A 17,155-nucleotide genomic window follows, 5' to 3' on the forward strand; every position below is an offset into this window, starting at 1 on the left:
GTGGCCATGTGGACGCGCAGGGTCTGGGGCTCTTGCCGCCGCGCGACACGCTGCCATACTTACGATGCCGTAGGTTACGGAACCGTAGGGAAGCACCGCGGAGTGCCCGTCCGGTCCCGGGTACCCGGCATCTGCCTCGACCATCGACCCCACAGGGGACGCGCATGACCTCAAGTTCCGATGTGATCGAAGAAGCCCGTAAGGCCACCGACACACCCCCTTCCTCCGCCACGCTGGGCGGCGAGCAGAAGCGTTCGATCGAGCAGATCACGCTGCTCCTGTTCATCACCGTGCCGTTCCTGGCGCTGGTGGCGGCCGTGCCGCTGGCCTGGGGATGGGGGGTGAGCTGGCTCGACATGGGCCTGCTGGTCTTCTTCTACTTCCTGGGGTGCCACGGCATCACGATCGGTTTCCACCGGTACTTCACCCACGGTTCGTTCAAGGCGAAGCGGCCGCTGCGGATCGCGCTCGCGATCATGGGGTCGCTGGCGGTCGAGGGGCCGCTGGTGCGCTGGGTGGCCGATCACCGCAAGCATCACAGGTTCTCCGACGCGGAGGGCGATCCCCATTCCCCGTGGCGGTTCGGCGAGACGGTTCCGGCGCTGATGAAGGGCCTGTGGTGGGCGCACATCGGCTGGATGTTCGACGAGGAGCAGACGCCGCAGGACAAGTACGCGCCGGATCTGATCAAGGACCCGGCGATCCGGACGGTCTCCCGTCTGTTCGTCCTGTGGACGGCCGTGTCGCTGCTGCTGCCGCCGCTGATCGGCGGTCTGGTGACGATGTCCTGGTGGGGCGCGTTCACCGCGTTCTTCTGGGGTTCACTCGTCCGGGTGGCGCTGCTGCACCACGTGACCTGGTCGATCAACTCCATCTGCCACGCGGTCGGCAAGCGGCCGTTCAGGTCGCGGGACCGTTCGGGCAACGTGTGGTGGCTGGCGGTGCTGTCCTGCGGCGAGTCCTGGCACAACCTGCACCACGCGGACCCGACGTCGGCGCGGCACGGTGTGATGCGCGGCCAGATCGACTCCTCGGCCCGGTTCATCCGGTGGTTCGAGCTGCTGGGCTGGGCGTACGACGTGCGCTGGCCGTCACGCTCGCGTATCGATTCGCGCCGTCACACCGGGGAAGGCGGCTCCCCGCGCGGGAGGGAGACGGCCGAGGCGGCATGATTGACGCCGTGGCGACCGACTCCAGCAGCACCTCAGGCAACGACAAGCAGCGGCGGACCCGCCGGACCCGTATGACCGGTGCCGAGCGCCGCCAGCAGTTGCTGGAGATCGGTCGCACCCTCTTCGCCGCCAAGGGTTTCGAGGGCACGTCGGTGGAGGAGATCGCGGCGAAGGCCGGGGTGTCCAAGCCGGTGGTGTACGAGCACTTCGGCGGCAAGGAGGGGCTGTACGCGGTGGTCGTGGACCGCGAGATGCGGCGCCTGCTGGACATGGTCACCAGCTCGCTGACGGCCGGCCACCCGCGTGAGCTGTGCGAGCAGGCGGCGTTCGCGCTCCTGGACTACATCGAGGAGTACACGGACGGTTTCCGCATCCTGGTCCGCGACTCCCCGATCCCCCAGTCGACGGGTTCCTTCGCGTCCCTCATCTCGGACATCGCCACCCAGGTGGAGGACATCCTGGGCCGCGAGTTCAAGTCGCGCGGCTTCGACCCCAAGCTCGCCCCGCTGTACGCCCAGGCGCTGGTCGGCATGGTCGCGCTGACCGGCCAGTGGTGGCTGGACGTGCGCCGTCCGAAGAAGGCGGAGGTGGCGGCCCACCTGGTGAACCTGGCGTGGCACGGTCTGGACGGGCTGGAGCAGAAGCCGCGCCTGATCGGTCACCGCAAGAGCTGAGCGACCGCGCCGGCCTCTTCCGCCGCGCTCAGGCGTCCTTCACGGCCACGGCGAACAGCCGGCGGAACGGCAGTACCGTGCCGTACGGCGCGCTCGGGTAGGCCTCCCGCAGCAGGTCCCGGTACTCGGTCAGGAACGCCTCGCGTGCCTCGGGGTCGTCGGCGAGGGCGGTCAGGGCGGGCCGCAGGCCGGTGCCCTTGACCCAGTCCAGGACCGGGTCGTCGCCCCGCAGGATGTGGAAGTACGTCGTCTGCCAGACGTCGGCCGTGCAGCCGAGGCGCGCCAGGCGGTCCAGGTAGGCGCCGGGGGCGTGCACGGAGTCTGTGCGGCGCGGCAGGCCGGCGAGGCGGCCCCGCCAGCGGGGGGTGCCGGCCAGCTCGCGCATCAGGGCGTGCAGCGGGGCGTCGATGTTGTCCGGGACCTGGAAGGCGAGGGTGCCGCCGGGGCGCAGGGCGGCGATCCAGTCGGCGAAGCGGTCGGCGTGGCCCGGCACCCACTGGAGGGTGGCGTTGGAGACGATCAGGTCGTACGGCTCCGTGGGCGTCCAGGTCCGCACGTCGGCGTGGGCGAAGTCGAGCCGGCCGCCCCCGGCCGTGGGCCCCTCGTGGTCGACGTGGGCCTTGTCGAGCATCTCCGGCGAGTTGTCGTAGCCGGTGATGCGGGCGGTGGGCCAGCGGTCGGCGAGCAGGGCGGTGACGTTGCCGGGGCCGCAGCCGAGGTCGGCGATGCGGGGCGGGTCGCCGGGCAGGCTCGGGACGCGGGCGAGGAGGTCGGCGAAGGGCCGGGTCCGGTGCCCGGCGTGGCGGAGGTACTGGGCGGGGTCCCAGCTCGGCGTCGTCATGGCACCACTGTCCCCGCTCACTTCTCTCGATGTCAAGACACTCGACATCAAGAGACTTCACGTCGACACAACCACTACACTGATCTCCATGGAGGACGAGGTCGATCGGCTGGTCGCAGCGTGGCGCCGGGAGCGTCCGGACCTCGACGTGGAGCCGCTGGAAGTGCTCAGCCGGGTGAGCCGACTCGCCCGGCACCTCGACCGCGCCCGCCGGCTCGCCTTCGCCGAGCACCAGCTGGAGCCCTGGGAGTTCGACGTGCTGACCGCGCTGCGGCGCGCGGGCACGCCGTACCAGCTCTCGCCCGGCCAGCTGCTCACCCAGACGCTGGTCACCTCGGGCACGATGACCAACCGCATCGACCGGCTGGCGAAGAAGGGCCTGGTCGAGCGGCTGCCCGACCCCAGCGACCGGCGGGGCGTGCTGGTCCGGCTGACCGACGAGGGCCGCGACCGCGCGGACCAGGCGCTGGCGGGCCTGCTGGAGCAGGAGCGGGCGATCCTCGCCGAGCTGTCCCGCGCCCAGCGCGCCGAACTGGCCGGCCTGCTACGCCAGCTGACCGCCCCGTTCGACAACATCCCCGGTTAGGTCCACCGGTCCCACTCCGGCCCGCCGGGCCAGCGCGACGGCGGCCAGCGTGGAGTGGACGCCCAGCTTGCCGAGGACGTTCTGCATGTGGGTGCGGACGGTGTGCGGGGAGAGGAACAGCCGCTCGGCGACGGCCTTGCGGCCGAGCCCCGCGACCATGCAGCGCAGCACCTCCCGCTCGCGCGGGGTGAGGGACTCCACCAGCCGCTCGCTCTCGGTGCGGTGCTTGCGCGCCGCCGTCAGCTCCTTCAGCACACCGGTGAGCAGCGCGGGCGGCAGATGCGTCTCGTCGCGCAGCACCCCCCGGATCACCGTCAGCAGCCGGGACAGCGAGCAGTCCTTGGCGACCCAGCCGGACGCCCCGGCCTGGAGCGCGAGGGCGGCGCGGCGCGGGTCGTCCTTCTCGGCGAGGACGACGATCCGTACGGCGGGGTGGGCGGCCCGGACCCCGGTGACGAGCGAGATCCCGTCGACCAGGCCCTCCTCGTCGCCCGCCTGCACCGGCACGGCCGGGCGGGCGCCGGGCAGCCGGCCGCCCAGGTCGGCGTCGACCAGCAGGACGTCGTAGCGCCGGCCCTCGCCGGCCGCGCGCTCCAGGCAGCGCAGCGCGGCCGGGCCGCTGCCGGCGGCGGAGACGTCGACGTCGGGCTCGGCGGCCAGGGCGGCGGCGAGCGACTCGGCGAAGATGCGGTGGTCGTCCACGACCAGGACTCGGATGCGAACCACGTAACCCCCTTCCCCAGACTCCGCGTGGAGCAGGGGATACCCAAGGTCCGGAAAGCTGTGGAATTGGTGGGTCCGGAAAGCCCGGAATGGATCCGGAAAGCGACGACCGGCGCGGGTACGGCACCCGCGGACAGGGGACGTGCGCCGCACGGCCGCCGCCGTTGCGGACACTGTTACCCCCACCGCGGGCGCCGTACCCGCCTGTCTCGCCCCCTGAGCGGCACCGGCCCCCACCGGTGCTGCTCCACAGAGTACGGATGGCAGCACGCAGCGGAAGGCGAATTGCAGAACTGGCCGTCCGGCGCGTTTATGGTGTGCCGCATGTTTCGTATTGAGGCGGAAGTCGACAAAGAGCGACGTGATCTGCTCCGTGCACGGCTGCGGGAGACCAACACGGCGGCGTCCCCGGTCCTGGCCGCGCTGCGCGGCACGCCCGGCGAACGCGAGACGCCCCTCCACCTGTGGGCCCTGGACACCGCGGGCGGCCTGGCGGGCGGCCTGGTCGGCCACACCTGGACGACCTGGCTGCACGTCACCTATCTCTGGGTGGACACCGCACACCGCGGCGCGGGCCTCGGCACCCGCCTGCTGGCGGAGGCGGAACGCATCGCCGCGACCGACCGCGGCTGCACGGCGTCCCGCCTGGAGACCTGGAACTTCCAGGCCCCGGACTTCTACCGGAAACAGGGCTACGAGGTGGTGTGCGTGATCCCCGACTACCCGCCGGGGATCACGGAGTACACACTGACGAAGCGACTGGGCTGACGAGTGCTCGGCTGACGGGGACTCAGACGAGTCGCCGGGCCCCCGGCGAGGGGATCGCTTCGAAGACTCGGGGAGCCGTGAAGTCCGCCGTGGCGAACGCCTCTTCGATCGCCTTGGTCAGGGTGCCGACGTCGGTCGCCTCCGCCAGGACGATCGCCGAGCCGCCGAAGCCGCCGCCGGTCATGCGGGCGCCCAGGGCGCCGGTGGCGAGGGCCGTGTCGACGACCAGGTCCAGCTCCGGGCAGGAGATGCGGAAGTCGTCGCGCAGGGAGGCGTGGCCCTCGGTGAGGACCGGGCCGATGGCGCGGGTGTCGCCGGCGCGCAGGAGGGCGACGGTGCGTTCCACCCGCTCGTCCTCCGTGACGACGTGGCGGACCAGGCGGACGACCTCCTCCTCGTCGCCGAGCCGGGCGAGGGCGGCGTCCAGGCCGTCGTAGGGGATGTCCCGCAGGGCGTCGACGCCGAGCAGGGCCGCGCCCTTCTCGCAGCCGGCCCGGCGCTTGCCGTACTCGCCGCCGCTGTGGGCGTGCTTGACCTGGGTGTCGACCACCAGCAGGCGCAGGCCCCCGGCCACGAGGTCGAAGGGGATCTGCTGCTGGGACAGGTCACGGGTGTCCAGGAACAGCGCGTGGCCCTGCTCGCAGCAGGCCGACGCCGTCTGGTCCATGATCCCGGTCGGCGCGCCGACGTAGACGTTCTCGGCCCGCTGGCACAGGCGGGCCAGCCGCCAGCGCTGCAGGCCCAGGTCGTACAGGTCGTTCAGGGCCAGGGCGATCACGACCTCCAGCGCGGCCGACGAGGACAGGCCCGCGCCCGTCGGGACCGTGGAGGACAGGTGGACGTCGGCGCCGGTCACCTCGTGACCCGCCTCGCGCAGCGCCCACACCACGCCCGCCGGGTACGCCGTCCACGCCTGGTCGGTCCCCGGGGCGAGGGCGTCCAGCCGCAGCTCCACGACCCCGCCCTCGACGTCCTCCGAGTGCAGGCGCAGGACGCCGTCGTCGCGGCGGGAGACCGCGGCGACCGCCTGGTGCGGCAGCGCGAACGGCATGACGAAGCCGTCGTTGTAGTCGGTGTGCTCACCGATCAGGTTGACCCGGCCGGGCGCCGCCCACACGCCCTGCGGTCCGGCCCCGTACAGCTCGGCGAAGCGCTCCGCGACCTGCTCTGCACCCACTAGTGCTCCTTCGAGATGTCCTGCGCGAACTGCCACGCGTCCGCGACGATGCCCGCGAGATCCGCGCGGGTCGGGTTCCAGCCCAGTTTCTCGCGGGCGGTGTCCGCGGAGGCGACCAGGACGGCCGGGTCGCCGCCCCGGCGCGGGGCCACCACCTCGGGGATCGGGTGGCCGGTGACCTCGCGGACGGTCTCGATGACCTGGCGGACGGAGAAGCCGTTGCCGTTGCCGAGGTTGCAGATCAGGTGCTCGCCCGGGGTGGCGGCGCGGACGGCCAGCAGGTGGGCCTCGGCCAGGTCGGCGACGTGGATGTAGTCGCGGACGCAGGTGCCGTCGGGGGTCGGGTAGTCGTCGCCGAAGACCGAGATCGCGTCACGGCGGCCCTGGGCGACCTGGAGGACCAGCGGGATCAGGTGCGACTCGGGGTCGTGCCGCTCGCCGTACGCGCCGTACGCGCCCGCCACGTTGAAGTAGCGCAGGGAGACCGCCGCCAGGCCGTGCGCGTGCGCCTCGCCGGTGATCATGTGGTCGACGGCGAGCTTGGAGGCGCCGTAGGGGCTGGTGGGCCGCGTCGGCGCGGTCTCCTGGATCGGGGTCTGCTCCGGCTCGCCGTAGGTGGCGGCGGTGGAGGAGAAGACCAGCTTGCGGACGCCGGCCTCGCGCATCGCGGCGAGCAGGGCCATGCTGCCGCCGACGTTGTTGTCCCAGTACTTCTCCGGCTTCACCACCGACTCGCCGACCTGCGAGAACGCGGCGAAGTGCAGCACGCCGTCGAAGGACGGGTCGAGCCACTTGGCGGCGTCGCGGATGTCGCCCTCGACGAAGGCCGCGCCGGCCGGGACGCCCTCGCGGAAGCCGGTGGAGAGGTTGTCGAGGACGGTGACCTCGTGGCCGGCCTCCAGCAGGTGCTGGGCCACGACACTGCCGACGTATCCCGCGCCACCCGTCACCAGGTACTTCATGAACTCGCTACCTCTCGCAGTCGCTCGGCCGCGCGCTCCGGCGGCACGTCGTTGATGAACACGCTCATGCCGGACTCGGAACCCGCGAGGAACTTCAGCTTGCCGGAAGTACGGCGGATGGTGAAAAGCTCGAGGTGCAGCGCGAAGTCGTCGCGCGTGACACCGTCGAACTCCTCCAGCGCGCCGAACGGGGCCTGGTGCCAGGCCGAGATGTACGGCGTCGCGGGCTCACCCTCGCCGAAGATCCGGTCGAAGCGCCTCAAGAGTTCCAGATAGACCTGGGGGAATTCTGTGCGGGCGGCCTCGTCGAGCGCGAGCAGGTCGGGCACGCGGCGCCTGGGGTAGAGGTGGACCTCGTACGGCCAGTGCGCCGCGTACGGCACGAAGGCCGCCCAATGTTCACCCTCGAGGACGACCCGCTCGCCGGCGAGTTCCCGTTCCAGGACCGCGTCGAACAGGTTCTCCCCGCCGGTGGCCTCCTTGTGGGCGGCGAGGGAGCGGAGCATCAGCGCGGTGCGCGGGGTGGTGAAGGGGTAGGCGTAGATCTGCCCGTGCGGGTGACCGAGGGTCACGCCGATCTCGGCGCCGCGGTTCTCGAAGCAGAACACCTGCTCGACGGAGGGCAGATGCGACAGCTCCGACGTGCGGTCCGTCCACGCGTCCAGCACCAGCCGCGCCTGCTCGACGCTCAGGTCCGCGAAGGAGGCGTCGTGGTCGGAGGTGAAGCAGACGACCTCGCAGCGGCCGGAGTCACCGGCGAGGGAGGGGAACCGGTTCTCGAAGACGACGACGTCGTACGAGGAGTCCGGGATCTCGCTGAGCCGGTCGCCGCGGGTGGGGCACAGGGGGCACTCGTCGGCGGGAGGGTGGTAGGTGCGGCCCTGGCGGTGCGAGGCCACGGCGACCGCGTCGCCGAGCAGCGGGTCGCGGCGGATCTCGGACGTGGTGACCGTACGGTCCAGCGGGCGCCGGTCGACCGCGTCGCGCACGGTGTCGTCCCGCAGGTCGTAGTAGATCAGCTCACGACCGTCGGCCAGCCGGGTCGAGGTCTTCTTCACGCCGGACTCCTTGTTCGGGCCCTACGGGTGTGTCCGCACCCAATCACTCAACACAAACAAACATAACAGACCACAACTCCACAACTCCTCGGTCGATCACAATCAAACAAAGAACACCAGTCGGAGTGTTCAAATATCGAACACGGCGGCGTAGGTTCCGCTCTGGATCAGTTCGCGCAACGAAGCGAGTTCTCATGCAAACCCCCACATACGCCCCCACCTACCTGGCGGCGGAGCTACGGCTCCCCACCAACTGGCTGGACTACACGATCCTGGCGATCTACTTCGTCGTCGTCCTGGGCATCGGCTTCGCGGCCCGCCGCTCGGTCAAGACGAGCCTCGACTTCTTCCTCTCCGGACGCTCGCTGCCCGCCTGGATCACCGGCCTCGCCTTCATCTCGGCGAACCTGGCGGCCACCGAGATCCTCGGCATGGCCGCGAACAGCGCCCAGTACGGCGCCTACACCGTCCACTGGTACTGGATCGGCGCCATCCCCGCCATGGTCTTCCTCGGCCTGGTGATGATGCCCTTCTACTACGGCAGCAAGGTCCGCTCGGTCCCCGAGTTCCTGCTGCTGCGCTTCGACCGCGGCGCCCACCTGCTCGCGTCGGTCCTGTTCGCGTTCGCCGCCATCCTGATCGCGGGCGTCAACCTCTACGCCCTCGCGATCGTCGTCCAGGCCCTGCTCGGCTGGCCGCAGTGGGTCGCCATCGTCGTCGCCGGCGCGTTCGTCCTCGCGTACATCACCCTGGGCGGCCTGTCCTCGGCGATCTACAACGAGGTCCTCCAGTTCTTCGTGATCCTGGCCGCGCTCATCCCGATCACCATCCTCGGCCTGAAGAAGGTCGGCGGCTGGGGCGGCCTGACCGACAAGCTGACCGCGGCCCACGGCGCCGACTTCACCACCGCCTGGGGCGGCACCGGCATCGGGCACGCCAACCCGCTCGGCGCGAACTGGCTGACCATCGTCCTCGGCCTCGGTTTCGTGCTCTCCTTCGGCTACTGGACCACCAACTTCGCCGAGGTGCAGCGCGCCCTGTCGGCGAAGAACCTCTCGGCGGCTCAGCGCACACCGCTCATCGCCGCCTACCCCAAGATCTTCATCGTCTTCCTGGTGATGATCCCGGGCCTGGTCGCCGCCGCGATCGTGCCGAAGTTCGGCGCCGCCGGCTCCGGCTACCAGTACAACGACGCGATCCCCTTCCTGATGCAGGAGCTGCTGCCCAACGGCGTGCTCGGCATCGCCGTCACCGGTCTGCTGGCGGCCTTCATGGCGGGCATGGCGGCGAACGTGTCGTCCTTCAACACGGTGTTCACCAACGACATCTGGGCGAAGTACGTGGTGCGGGGGCGCGAGGACGGCTACTACGTCCGCTTCGGCCGGCTGATCACCGCGATCGGCGTCTGCGCCTCCGTCGGCACGGCGTTCCTGGCGTCCTCGTTCTCGAACATCATGAGCTACCTCCAGACGCTGTTCTCCTTCTTCAACGTGCCGATGTTCGCCGTCTTCATCGTCGGCATGTTCTGGAAGCGGGCGTCCGCGAAGTCCGGCTTCTGGGGCCTGCTCGCCGGCACCGTGACCGCGATGGTCAACTACTTCGTCCTCTACAAGAAGGGCATCATCTCCCTCCCGACCGACCAGGGCGCCAACTTCGTCTCCGCCATCGCCGGCTTCGTCGCCGGCGCGGTGGTGATGGCCGCGGTGTCCCTGTTCACCAGGCCGAAGCCGGCGGAGGAGTTGCGGGGCCTGGTCTACGGCACCGCCACCCCCGGCATGTCCGAAGCGCCCGCCGCGGGCGACGACGCGTGGTACCGCAAGCCGGCCCTGCTGGGCTGGGGCGCGGTCGCGCTGGCCGCCGTCTGCTACATCCCGTTCTCGTTCTGACGCGGGAGGATCGAGGAACCATGACCGAGCATCCTGAACACCCCGAGCGGGCCCGTCGCCCGCACTACAGCGAGCAGGACGTCCAGCGGGAGGTCTCCGAGCTGGAGACCAAGTCGGCGACCGCGGCGCGCATCTTCGACCTGCGGCGCATCATCGGCGGCCTCTTCGTGGTCTACGGCGTCATCGTCACGATCACCGGGATCACCGACTCGCAGGCCGCGATCGACAAGGCCGAGGGCGTGAACATCAATCTGTGGACCGGGATCGGCATGCTGCTCCTGGGCGTCTTCTTCCTGGCCTGGCTGAAGCTGCGGCCCACTCCCCCGCCGCTTCCTCCGGAGGGTCTGCCGGAGGAGAAGGAGTAGGTCCGGGGCCGACAGGCCGTGTCCCGACCGCGGGCGCGCGGGGGCCGGTCGCGCGGTTCCCGCGCCCCTTCGGGGCGCTGCCTCGGCCGCGGGGCGCCTATCCGGGGCCGCCGACGCCCCGCGCGGGGCCCGCTCGGTCCAGGAGGCCCGTCCGGGCCGCCAGGGCCGCCGCCTCCAGGCGGGAGCCCACGCCCAGTTTCATCAGCACCCGCTGGACGTGCGTACGCGCCGTGCTCGGTGCGATGCCCATGCCCGCCGCGATCCGCCGCGTGTCCTCCCCGTCGGCCACCCGCACCAGCACCTCCACCTCCCGCGGCGTCAGCATCTCCAGCAGCCGCTGGGCCTCGTCATCGGGCTGCGCGGCCGGGTTCAGCAGTTCACCGAAGGCCCCCTGGAGCAGTTGCGGAGCCACCGCCGCCTCCCCGGCGCGGGCCTTCATGATGGCCCGCTCGACCCCCTCGATCCGCTCGTCGTGCCGCACGTACCCCGACGCCCCCGCGGCGAAGGCCGCCGCGATGCCGCGCGGTGACGTCACCGGGCCCAGCACCAGCACCGCCACCTGCGGACGCTCCCGCTTGATCTTGACCACCGGGTCGAAGATCCCCGGCTCGGCCGGTGCCGCCGTGCCCAGCAGGCACACCTCCGGCGCCCGCGCGATCACGAGGTCCGCCGCGCCCGCGGCCGGCGCCGCCGCGGCGAGCACCCGGTGCCCGCGCAGCTTCAGCGCGGACGCCAGCGCCTCCGCGAGCAGCCGATGGTCGTCCACGACCATGAGCCGCACTCCCATAGAGCAACCCCCCAGTCCCCCCGCCCTTCATGCCCCCGGAAGCTACACGCTTGTTCGACATCGCGCTGCCCCTCTTCATGAGAAGTGCCCCGGATCGATGAAATCCGGGGCACTTCTCGGCAAGTCACTCATTCAGGTGAGGCCGGCGGATCAGCCGTCCGCGCCGAACGCCATCACGAGGTACTCCTTGCTGTACGACGACATGTCCCGCTCCTTGGCGAACACGGCGGACATGTACAGCCGGCCCTTGCCGAAGCGGAGTTCGGCGTACTCCGGCAGCAGGTTGGCCTCGGAGTCCCGCACGCTCTTGGTGGACGGGTTCTCCAGCAGCCTGGTCACCTTGAACGAGCCGCCGTCGATGCTGACGACCTGGCCGCCCCTGTTGTACGGCGGCGCGTTGTAGGCGATCAGGCTGCCGCCGTCCATGCGCAGCGGGGAGAGCGTGTAGCCGTCGCCGGCCTCGGCGCGCTGGCCGGTCGGCTTGCCGGTCCTCAGGTCGAAGGCGACGATCTCGTTGGTCCGGGTGTACTCGCCCTTGCCGTCGTGCGCCTCGGTCATCAGGTACAGCCTGCCGTTGCCCGCCACGATCTGCCGGCAGTCCTCGACGCGGGTGGTGCCGTCGCAGCGGCCCCCGTACGTGTCGCCGGGCGCCGGGATGCGGGCGAGCAGCTTGCCGGTCCTGCCGTCGATGGAGAAGTAGTCCGAGACGCCGCTGCCGTCGCCCGCGCTCTGCCCGACGTCGGCCGCGACCACCAGCGGGTCGGTCGACACGACGGAGGCGTACGCGACGCCGTTCGGCATCCTGTACTCGGAGATCACCTTGCCGCTGACCGGGTCGATGGTCTGGATGTCGAGCTGCGGGTCGTCGTACTCGCCGCACTTGCGCACCGCGACCAGCCGGGTGCCGCCGCCGTACCCCTCGTCGTGGCAGGTGTCGTCCGGCTTCGGCTGCCACAGCGTCTTGCCGGACTCGATGTCGAACGCGGCGCCGCCGTCGGTGCCGCCGACCGCGACGGTGTGCTGAGCGACCGTCACATTGGCGAAGTTGACCGGGTAGTCACCGGACTTGACCGACTTCGTCCACAGTTTCTTCCCCGCGGTGAGGTCGATCGCGGCGACCTGACTGCATCCCGCGGACGAGCCCTTCGCCGGCATCCTCGGCTGGAAGGCGACCGCCGTCCGGCCGTCCCCGTCGACGTGCTTGCTGGCCGCGCAGACCGGGCCGGGCAGCTTGACCGTCCACAGCTCGGTGCCCTTCACCGGGTCGTAGCCGGTGATCTTCGCGATGCCGCTCTTGGCGTACACCGTGTCCGTCAGCCACGAGCCCGCGGTGCTGACCGTGTCGTCCGCCTTGGGCAGCGGCACCCCGAAGAGCAGCCGGGCGGACGGGTCGGCGGGCGCCTTCTCCTTGCCGCCGCCGGTGCCCCCGGAACCCTTGTCGTCCGGGCCGCCGGTGCCGCCGCCGGAGGACGCGGTGCCGTGCCTGCCGTCGTCCCCGGAGGACCTGGCGTACCAGATGCCGCCGCCGATGATCAGCGCGATGGCGACGGCCGCCGCGACGACGATGAACAGCACGGCGTTGTTCCGCCCGCCGCCGCCCGCCCCCGGCTGGGGCGCCATCGGCACGGTCGGCGGCTGCCCCTGGCCCGGATAGCCGTAACCCGGCTGCACGCCCGTCGGCTGCATGGGCTGCGTGGGCTGGGCGTAGGGGTTGTGCGGCTGGGCGCCGTAGCCGGGGAACTGCGGGGCGGTGGGGGCCGGGGGCTGCTGCGCGTACGGGTTCTGCTGCGCGCCGGGATAGCCGTAACCGGGCTGCGGCGGCTGCGGGGGCGGGACCGGCGGATAGCCGTACCCCGGCTGCGGCTGCCGCGGCGGCTGGGGAGGCTGGGCCGGCGGCTGCGGGGGCTGGGCCGGCGGCTGGTTCCCGGGCGGCTGGTCGGAGGGCTGGTTCGGGGGCGGCTGGGGCGGCTGGGTCATGGCGCGGGTACCTCGGTGACGCTCGGAAGGCCGTACGGCGGGCGGGACTCGAAAAGGACGGGCCGCGGCCGGCGCGGGGGCCGGCCGGGGCGGCGCGCCGGGCTCAGTTGCCGAAGGCCATCATGAGCTTCTCCTTCGAGTGGTCGTCGCCGGACAGCCGGCCCGAGGAGATGAAGAACCGCCCGCCGGCCCAGTCCACGACGCCGTCGTAGAAGGCGTCCTCGGCGCCGGCGGCGCCCTGCGGGTTCTGCAGGAGCCTGGTGGTCCTGTGGGACGAGCCCGTGACCGGCACCGACACCACCTGGCCGCCCGCGTCGTACGACGGCCGCACGTACGCGATGAGCTTGCCGCCCTCGACCTTCACCGGCGCCATCGGCCGGTCCGCCGGGGACTTCACCCGCCACTTCGCCTTGCCGTCAAAGAGGCTGATCGCGACGATCTCGTTGGCGCTGACGGTGGAGTCGGTGGGCAGGTAGAGCATGCCGGCGTCGACCGCGACGCCCTGGCAGCCCTGCAACTCGCGTTGGAGGACGGCCCAGCCGCAGCGGGGGGCGAACTTCTCGTTCACCTTCACCTCCGAGCGGAACGTGCCGTCCTCGGTGAACGTGGAGATGTTCCAGGCCTTCTTGTCCCGGTTGGTCAGGTAGACCACGAGCGGGTCGACCGAGTAGGCGCGGGTCACCTCCCAGCCCTTCTTGACCGTCCGGGTCCAGCGCACCTTGCCGGTCGCCGGGTCGAGTTCCTGGATCTCCTCGTGCTCCTTGGCGGTGCCGGCGCCGCAGGAGGCCACCTGGATCAGCCGGCCGGTGCCGCCCGCGAAGGCGGCCGGGAAGCAGGCCGCGCCGTACTTCTTCTTGTCGTACAGCTTCTTGCCGCTGTCGATGTCGTACGCGGTGCCCGACTGCGAACGGCCCACCATCAGCGTCTTGCCGCTGACCGTCAGTTCGACGCTGAGCGCGCTGTCGAACAGCCCGCCGTCGGCGACCTCGGCGCTCCAGCCCTTCTCGCCGGTGCGCAGGTCGAGCTGCTGGAGCTGGTTGCACTTGGCGCGGTCGCCGCCGCCGTTCATGTACGCCACGACGATCTTGTCGTCGGCCGACTTCTGCGGGGTGACCGCGCAGATCTTCTGCGGGAGGGCGAGCGGGCCCCAGGCGGTGCCGCCGTCCCCGGTGCGGAAGGCGAAGACCTGCTTGTAGGCCGCCTTCACCGCCGTGCCGCCGGTGATCCACATGCCGGGGGCGTCGGCGCCGGAGGCCGGGGCGTCGGGCGCCGGCTTGTACCAGAGCACCTTCGCCTCGCCGGGCCGGCGGCCCTCGTTGAGGTTCTCCGGGTCCTCACCGCCGCCGGACGTGGTCGGCGAGGCGGTGGCGGAGTTCTTGGGGTCGTCGCTTGGCCGGGCGACCGGCTTCTTCGTGCCGCCACCGCCGCTGTCGTCGCCGGTGACCGCGAACACCGTGCACCCGATGACGAACAGCGCGGCCACCGCGGACCCGATGATCAGCGCGGTCTTCTTCCGGGAGGCCCGCTTGCCGTCGAAGGGCCCGCCGGGCGCGGCGCCGGGCATGCCCGGGTACGGCGGCTGCTGCGGGTGACCGTAGCCGGGCTGCGGGGCGCCGTACCGGCCGGGCTGCTGCGGGTGGCCGTAGGGGCCGGACTGCTGCGGGTGGCCGTAGGGGCCGGGGGCGGCGCCGTACGGGCCCGGCTGCGGATAGCCGTAGCCCGGCGGGGGCTGCGGGGTCTGCTGCGGAGGACCGGCGGGCGGCTGCGGCGCGCCGAAACCGCCCTGGACCGGCGGGACCTGGGGAGCGGGGCCGAAACCGCCCTGGGCCGGCGGCGTCTGCGGGGCCGGGCCGAAACCGCCGGCCTGCGCAGGCTCGTCCTGTGCAGGCCGGTCCTGCGGAGGCTGGTCCCCCGGCGGCTGGTCCTGCGGCGGGCCGAATGCGCCGTGCGGCGGCTGGCCGGGCGGCTGAGTCATCAGCGCTCTTCCCCCTCGTTCACTGATTTTTAGCCACGCCCTGAGGTTCGTGACGGACTCAAGGTCGTTCTCAGACTGTTCTCAGACGGCTCTTTCTATCACCCGGTACGGACAGCACACGGGGCCGTGTCCTCCCCTGTTCCCAAGGGACGACCGGCCCGTGATGCCGTCGTTACGCGCCTTCACGCCCCCTTCACGCGGCGCTCGCGCCCCCCGCGTGAGCGGGCGTCAGGGATCAGGCGTCCTCCGCCAGTTCCAGCCAGCGCAGCTCCAGTTCCTCGCGCTCCCCGGCGAGGTCCCGCAACTGGGCGTCGAGTCCGGCCACCTTCGCGAAGTCGGTGGCGTTGTCGGCGATCTGGGCGTGCAGCTTGGACTCCTTCTCGGAGATCTTGTCCAACTGGCGCTCGATCTTCTGGAGTTCCTTCTTCGCGGCGCGCTGGTCGGCCGCGCTCCTCTCCTGCGTGGCCGGCTTGGGCGCCGCGGCGGCGGTCTGCGCGGCGACCGCCTCCTCCATCCGCTGCCGTCGCTCCAGGTACTCGTCGATGCCGCGCGGCAGCATCCGCAGCGTGCCGTCGCCGAGCAGGGCGAACACCCGGTCCGTCGTCCGTTCCAGGAAGAACCGGTCGTGGGAGATGACGATCATCGAGCCGGGCCAGCCGTCGAGGACGTCCTCCAGCTGGGTGAGGGTCTCGATGTCGAGGTCGTTGGTGGGCTCGTCCAGGAAGAGGACGTTGGGCTCGTCCATCAGGAGCCGCAGCAGTTGCAGCCGCCGCCGCTCACCGCCGGAGAGGTCCCCGACCGGCGTCCACTGCTTCTCCTTGCCGAACCCGAACGTCTCGCACAGCTGCCCGGCCGTCATCTCGCGGCCCTTGCCGAGGTCGACGCGCTCCCGGACCCGCTGCACGGCCTCCAGCACGCGCCAGGCCGGGTCGAGTTCGGCGACCTCCTGGGAGAGGTAGGCGAGCTTGACGGTCTTGCCGACGGCGATCCGGCCGCCGGCGGGCTGCTCCTCGCCCTCGGTCCGCGCGGCCTCGGCCATGGCGCGCAGCAGCGAGGTCTTGCCGGCGCCGTTGACCCCGACGAGGCCGATCCGGTCGCCCGGGCCGAGCTGCCAGGTGACGTGCTTGAGCAGCACCTTCGGCCCGGCCTGCACGGTGACGTCCTCCAGGTCGAAGACGGTCCTGCCGAGCCGGGAGGAGGCGAACTTCATCAGCTCGCTGCTGTCCCGGGGCGGGGGCACGTCCGCGATCAGCTCGTTGGCGGCCTCCACGCGGAAGCGCGGCTTGGAGGTGCGGGCGGGTGCGCCCCGCCGCAGCCACGCCAGCTCCTTGCGGATCAGGTTCTGCCGCTTGACCTCCTCGGTGGCGGCGATCCGCTCGCGCTCGGCACGGGCGAAGACGTAGTCGGAGTAGCCGCCCTCGTACTCGTACACGTCACCGCGCTGCACGTCCCACATGCGCGTGCACACCTGGTCCAGGAACCACCGGTCGTGCGTCACGCACACCAGCGCCGAGCGCCGGTTCTGCAGGTGCCGGGCGAGCCAGGCGATGCCCTCGACGTCGAGGTGGTTGGTGGGCTCGTCCAGGACGAGCAGGTCCTGCTCCTCGATGAGCAGCTTGGCGAGCGCGATCCGGCGCCGCTCGCCACCGGACAGCGGGCCGATGACGGTGTCCAGCCCCTTCGGGAAGCCCGGCAGGTCCAGCCCGCCGAACAGCCCGGTCAGGACGTCCCTGACCTTGGCGTCGCCGGCCCACTCGTGGTCGGCCATGTCGCCGATGACCTCGTGACGCACGGTGGCCGCGGGGTCGAGGGAGTCGTGCTGGGTGAGCACGCCGATCCGCAGTCCGCCGGAGTGCGTGACCCGTCCGGTGTCGGCCTCCTCCAGCTTGGCGAGCATCCGGATGAGGGTGGTCTTGCCGTCGCCGTTGCGTCCGACGACCCCGATCCGGTCCCCTTCCTGCACACCGAGCGAGACACCGTCCAGCAGGGCACGGGTGCCGTACACCTTGCTGACGTTCTCGACATTGACCAGGTTGACGGCCATTTCACTCCTGTGCGCGGGGCTGTGACGGTGTGCGGCTCCGCCGCGTGGGTCAGCCTTCTAGCGTAGGGCCTGCGGGGGCGGGGGCGGGGCGCGAGGAGGTTGTCACTCTTTGTGATGACGTGATCGGGAAAGGGTCGCTACGGTGGGAAGGCAGGCCGCA

15 protein-coding genes are annotated in these 17,155 nt (G+C 71.4%); 6 read left to right on the forward strand and 9 right to left on the reverse strand.

Translation table 11 applies throughout. The features are described from left to right. Nucleotides 1–164 precede the first annotated feature (164 nt). Entirely contained in the window at nucleotides 165–1,172 is a 1,008-nt protein-coding gene (locus ACZ5DC_RS15605) for an acyl-CoA desaturase (RefSeq protein ID WP_468652977.1), read from the forward strand. After that, entirely contained in the window at nucleotides 1,169–1,846 is a 678-nt protein-coding gene (locus ACZ5DC_RS15610; protein ID WP_014673198.1) for a TetR/AcrR family transcriptional regulator, read from the forward strand. The genes ACZ5DC_RS15605 and ACZ5DC_RS15610 overlap by 4 nt, the downstream gene beginning before the upstream one ends. Nucleotides 1,847–1,874: 28 nt before the next feature. Here ACZ5DC_RS15610 and ACZ5DC_RS15615 read toward each other — a convergent pair whose 3' ends face one another. Next, entirely contained in the window at nucleotides 1,875–2,687 is an 813-nt protein-coding gene (locus ACZ5DC_RS15615; protein WP_468652979.1) for a trans-aconitate 2-methyltransferase, read from the reverse strand. An 88-nt stretch (nucleotides 2,688–2,775) separates the two neighbouring features. On the opposite strand from ACZ5DC_RS15615, the gene tamR reads away from it, so the two are divergent. After that, entirely contained in the window at nucleotides 2,776–3,273 is a 498-nt protein-coding gene (gene tamR, locus ACZ5DC_RS15620) for a MarR family transcriptional regulator TamR (RefSeq protein ID WP_014673201.1), read from the forward strand. On the opposite strand, the gene ACZ5DC_RS15625 is transcribed toward tamR, so the two are convergent. After that, complete coding sequence (locus ACZ5DC_RS15625; RefSeq protein WP_468652981.1) at nucleotides 3,232–3,999, reverse strand: LuxR C-terminal-related transcriptional regulator; 768 nt, start codon at nucleotides 3,997–3,999, stop codon at nucleotides 3,232–3,234. The genes tamR and ACZ5DC_RS15625 overlap by 42 nt on opposite strands. A gap of 309 nt (nucleotides 4,000–4,308) precedes the next feature. Between ACZ5DC_RS15625 and ACZ5DC_RS15630 the strand changes: the two genes are divergently transcribed. Beyond that, on the forward strand, nucleotides 4,309–4,764 hold the full coding sequence (locus tag ACZ5DC_RS15630) for a GNAT family N-acetyltransferase (RefSeq protein WP_468652983.1): 456 nt from the start codon (nucleotides 4,309–4,311) through the stop codon (nucleotides 4,762–4,764). Nucleotides 4,765–4,786: 22 nt separating this feature from the next. Here the strand turns inward: ACZ5DC_RS15630 and galK are convergent, their stop codons facing one another. The 3 genes from galK to galT are packed head-to-tail and all read right to left on the reverse strand — an operon-like array spanning nucleotide 4,787 to nucleotide 7,961. Continuing rightward, nucleotides 4,787–5,941: a galactokinase gene (gene galK, locus ACZ5DC_RS15635; protein WP_468652985.1), complete on the reverse strand. Its 1,155-nt coding sequence runs from the start codon at nucleotides 5,939–5,941 to the stop codon at nucleotides 4,787–4,789. After that, nucleotides 5,941–6,903, reverse strand: a complete 963-nt coding sequence (gene galE / locus ACZ5DC_RS15640) for a UDP-glucose 4-epimerase GalE (RefSeq protein WP_468652987.1) — start codon at nucleotides 6,901–6,903, stop codon at nucleotides 5,941–5,943. Before galE ends, galK begins: the two co-directional genes overlap by 1 nt. Beyond that, nucleotides 6,900–7,961, reverse strand: a complete 1,062-nt coding sequence (galT, locus tag ACZ5DC_RS15645; RefSeq protein ID WP_468652989.1) for a galactose-1-phosphate uridylyltransferase — start codon at nucleotides 7,959–7,961, stop codon at nucleotides 6,900–6,902. The genes galE and galT overlap by 4 nt, the downstream gene beginning before the upstream one ends. Before the next feature lie 194 nt (nucleotides 7,962–8,155). On the opposite strand from galT, the gene ACZ5DC_RS15650 reads away from it, so the two are divergent. Together ACZ5DC_RS15650 and ACZ5DC_RS15655 are read left to right on the forward strand one after the other, a co-directional pair. After that, nucleotides 8,156–9,847: a sodium:solute symporter family protein gene (locus tag ACZ5DC_RS15650; protein ID WP_468652991.1), complete on the forward strand. Its 1,692-nt coding sequence runs from the start codon at nucleotides 8,156–8,158 to the stop codon at nucleotides 9,845–9,847. Nucleotides 9,848–9,867: 20 nt separating this feature from the next. Further along, nucleotides 9,868–10,212, forward strand: coding sequence for a hypothetical protein (locus ACZ5DC_RS15655; protein ID WP_468652993.1), 345 nt, complete (start codon nucleotides 9,868–9,870; stop codon nucleotides 10,210–10,212). A gap of 97 nt (nucleotides 10,213–10,309) precedes the next feature. Here the strand turns inward: ACZ5DC_RS15655 and ACZ5DC_RS15660 are convergent, their stop codons facing one another. The 4 genes from ACZ5DC_RS15660 to ACZ5DC_RS15675 form a co-directional block, all read right to left on the reverse strand. Continuing rightward, nucleotides 10,310–10,999: a helix-turn-helix transcriptional regulator gene (locus ACZ5DC_RS15660; RefSeq protein WP_468652995.1), complete on the reverse strand. Its 690-nt coding sequence runs from the start codon at nucleotides 10,997–10,999 to the stop codon at nucleotides 10,310–10,312. A 150-nt stretch (nucleotides 11,000–11,149) separates the two neighbouring features. Continuing rightward, nucleotides 11,150–12,976 carry an outer membrane protein assembly factor BamB family protein gene (locus tag ACZ5DC_RS15665; RefSeq protein WP_468652997.1) on the reverse strand — a complete coding sequence of 609 codons (1,827 nt, stop codon included), beginning with the start codon at nucleotides 12,974–12,976 and terminating at the stop codon, nucleotides 11,150–11,152. 103 nt (nucleotides 12,977–13,079) lie between these two features. After that, nucleotides 13,080–14,951, reverse strand: a complete 1,872-nt coding sequence (locus ACZ5DC_RS15670) for an outer membrane protein assembly factor BamB family protein (protein ID WP_468652999.1) — start codon at nucleotides 14,949–14,951, stop codon at nucleotides 13,080–13,082. 235 nt (nucleotides 14,952–15,186) lie between these two features. Next, a complete protein-coding gene (locus ACZ5DC_RS15675; RefSeq protein WP_468653001.1) occupies nucleotides 15,187–16,995 on the reverse strand; it encodes an ABC-F family ATP-binding cassette domain-containing protein in 1,809 nt (602 codons plus the stop codon). Between the last annotated feature and the right edge of the window lie 160 nt (nucleotides 16,996–17,155).

This window comes from Streptomyces sp. NPDC031445 (assembly GCF_055581365.1).

Excerpts from the sequence above, each read along its gene's own strand:
- ACZ5DC_RS15610 (WP_014673198.1), top strand. The coding sequence starts at position 1,169 with ATGATTGACGCCGTGGCGACCGACTCCAGCAGCACCTCAGGCAACGAC.
- ACZ5DC_RS15650 (WP_468652991.1), top strand. The coding sequence starts at position 8,156 with ATGCAAACCCCCACATACGCCCCCACCTACCTGGCGGCGGAGCTACGG.
- ACZ5DC_RS15665 (WP_468652997.1), bottom strand. The coding sequence starts at position 12,976 with ATGACCCAGCCGCCCCAGCCGCCCCCGAACCAGCCCTCCGACCAGCCG.
- ACZ5DC_RS15660 (WP_468652995.1), bottom strand. The coding sequence starts at position 10,999 with ATGGGAGTGCGGCTCATGGTCGTGGACGACCATCGGCTGCTCGCGGAG.
- ACZ5DC_RS15630 (WP_468652983.1), top strand. The coding sequence starts at position 4,309 with ATGGTGTGCCGCATGTTTCGTATTGAGGCGGAAGTCGACAAAGAGCGA.
- ACZ5DC_RS15615 (WP_468652979.1), bottom strand. The coding sequence starts at position 2,687 with ATGACGACGCCGAGCTGGGACCCCGCCCAGTACCTCCGCCACGCCGGG.
- galE (WP_468652987.1), bottom strand. The coding sequence starts at position 6,903 with ATGAAGTACCTGGTGACGGGTGGCGCGGGATACGTCGGCAGTGTCGTG.
- ACZ5DC_RS15655 (WP_468652993.1), top strand. The coding sequence starts at position 9,868 with ATGACCGAGCATCCTGAACACCCCGAGCGGGCCCGTCGCCCGCACTAC.
- ACZ5DC_RS15675 (WP_468653001.1), bottom strand. The coding sequence starts at position 16,995 with ATGGCCGTCAACCTGGTCAATGTCGAGAACGTCAGCAAGGTGTACGGC.
- ACZ5DC_RS15670 (WP_468652999.1), bottom strand. The coding sequence starts at position 14,951 with ATGACTCAGCCGCCCGGCCAGCCGCCGCACGGCGCATTCGGCCCGCCG.
- tamR (WP_014673201.1), top strand. The coding sequence starts at position 2,776 with ATGGAGGACGAGGTCGATCGGCTGGTCGCAGCGTGGCGCCGGGAGCGT.
- ACZ5DC_RS15605 (WP_468652977.1), top strand. The coding sequence starts at position 165 with ATGACCTCAAGTTCCGATGTGATCGAAGAAGCCCGTAAGGCCACCGAC.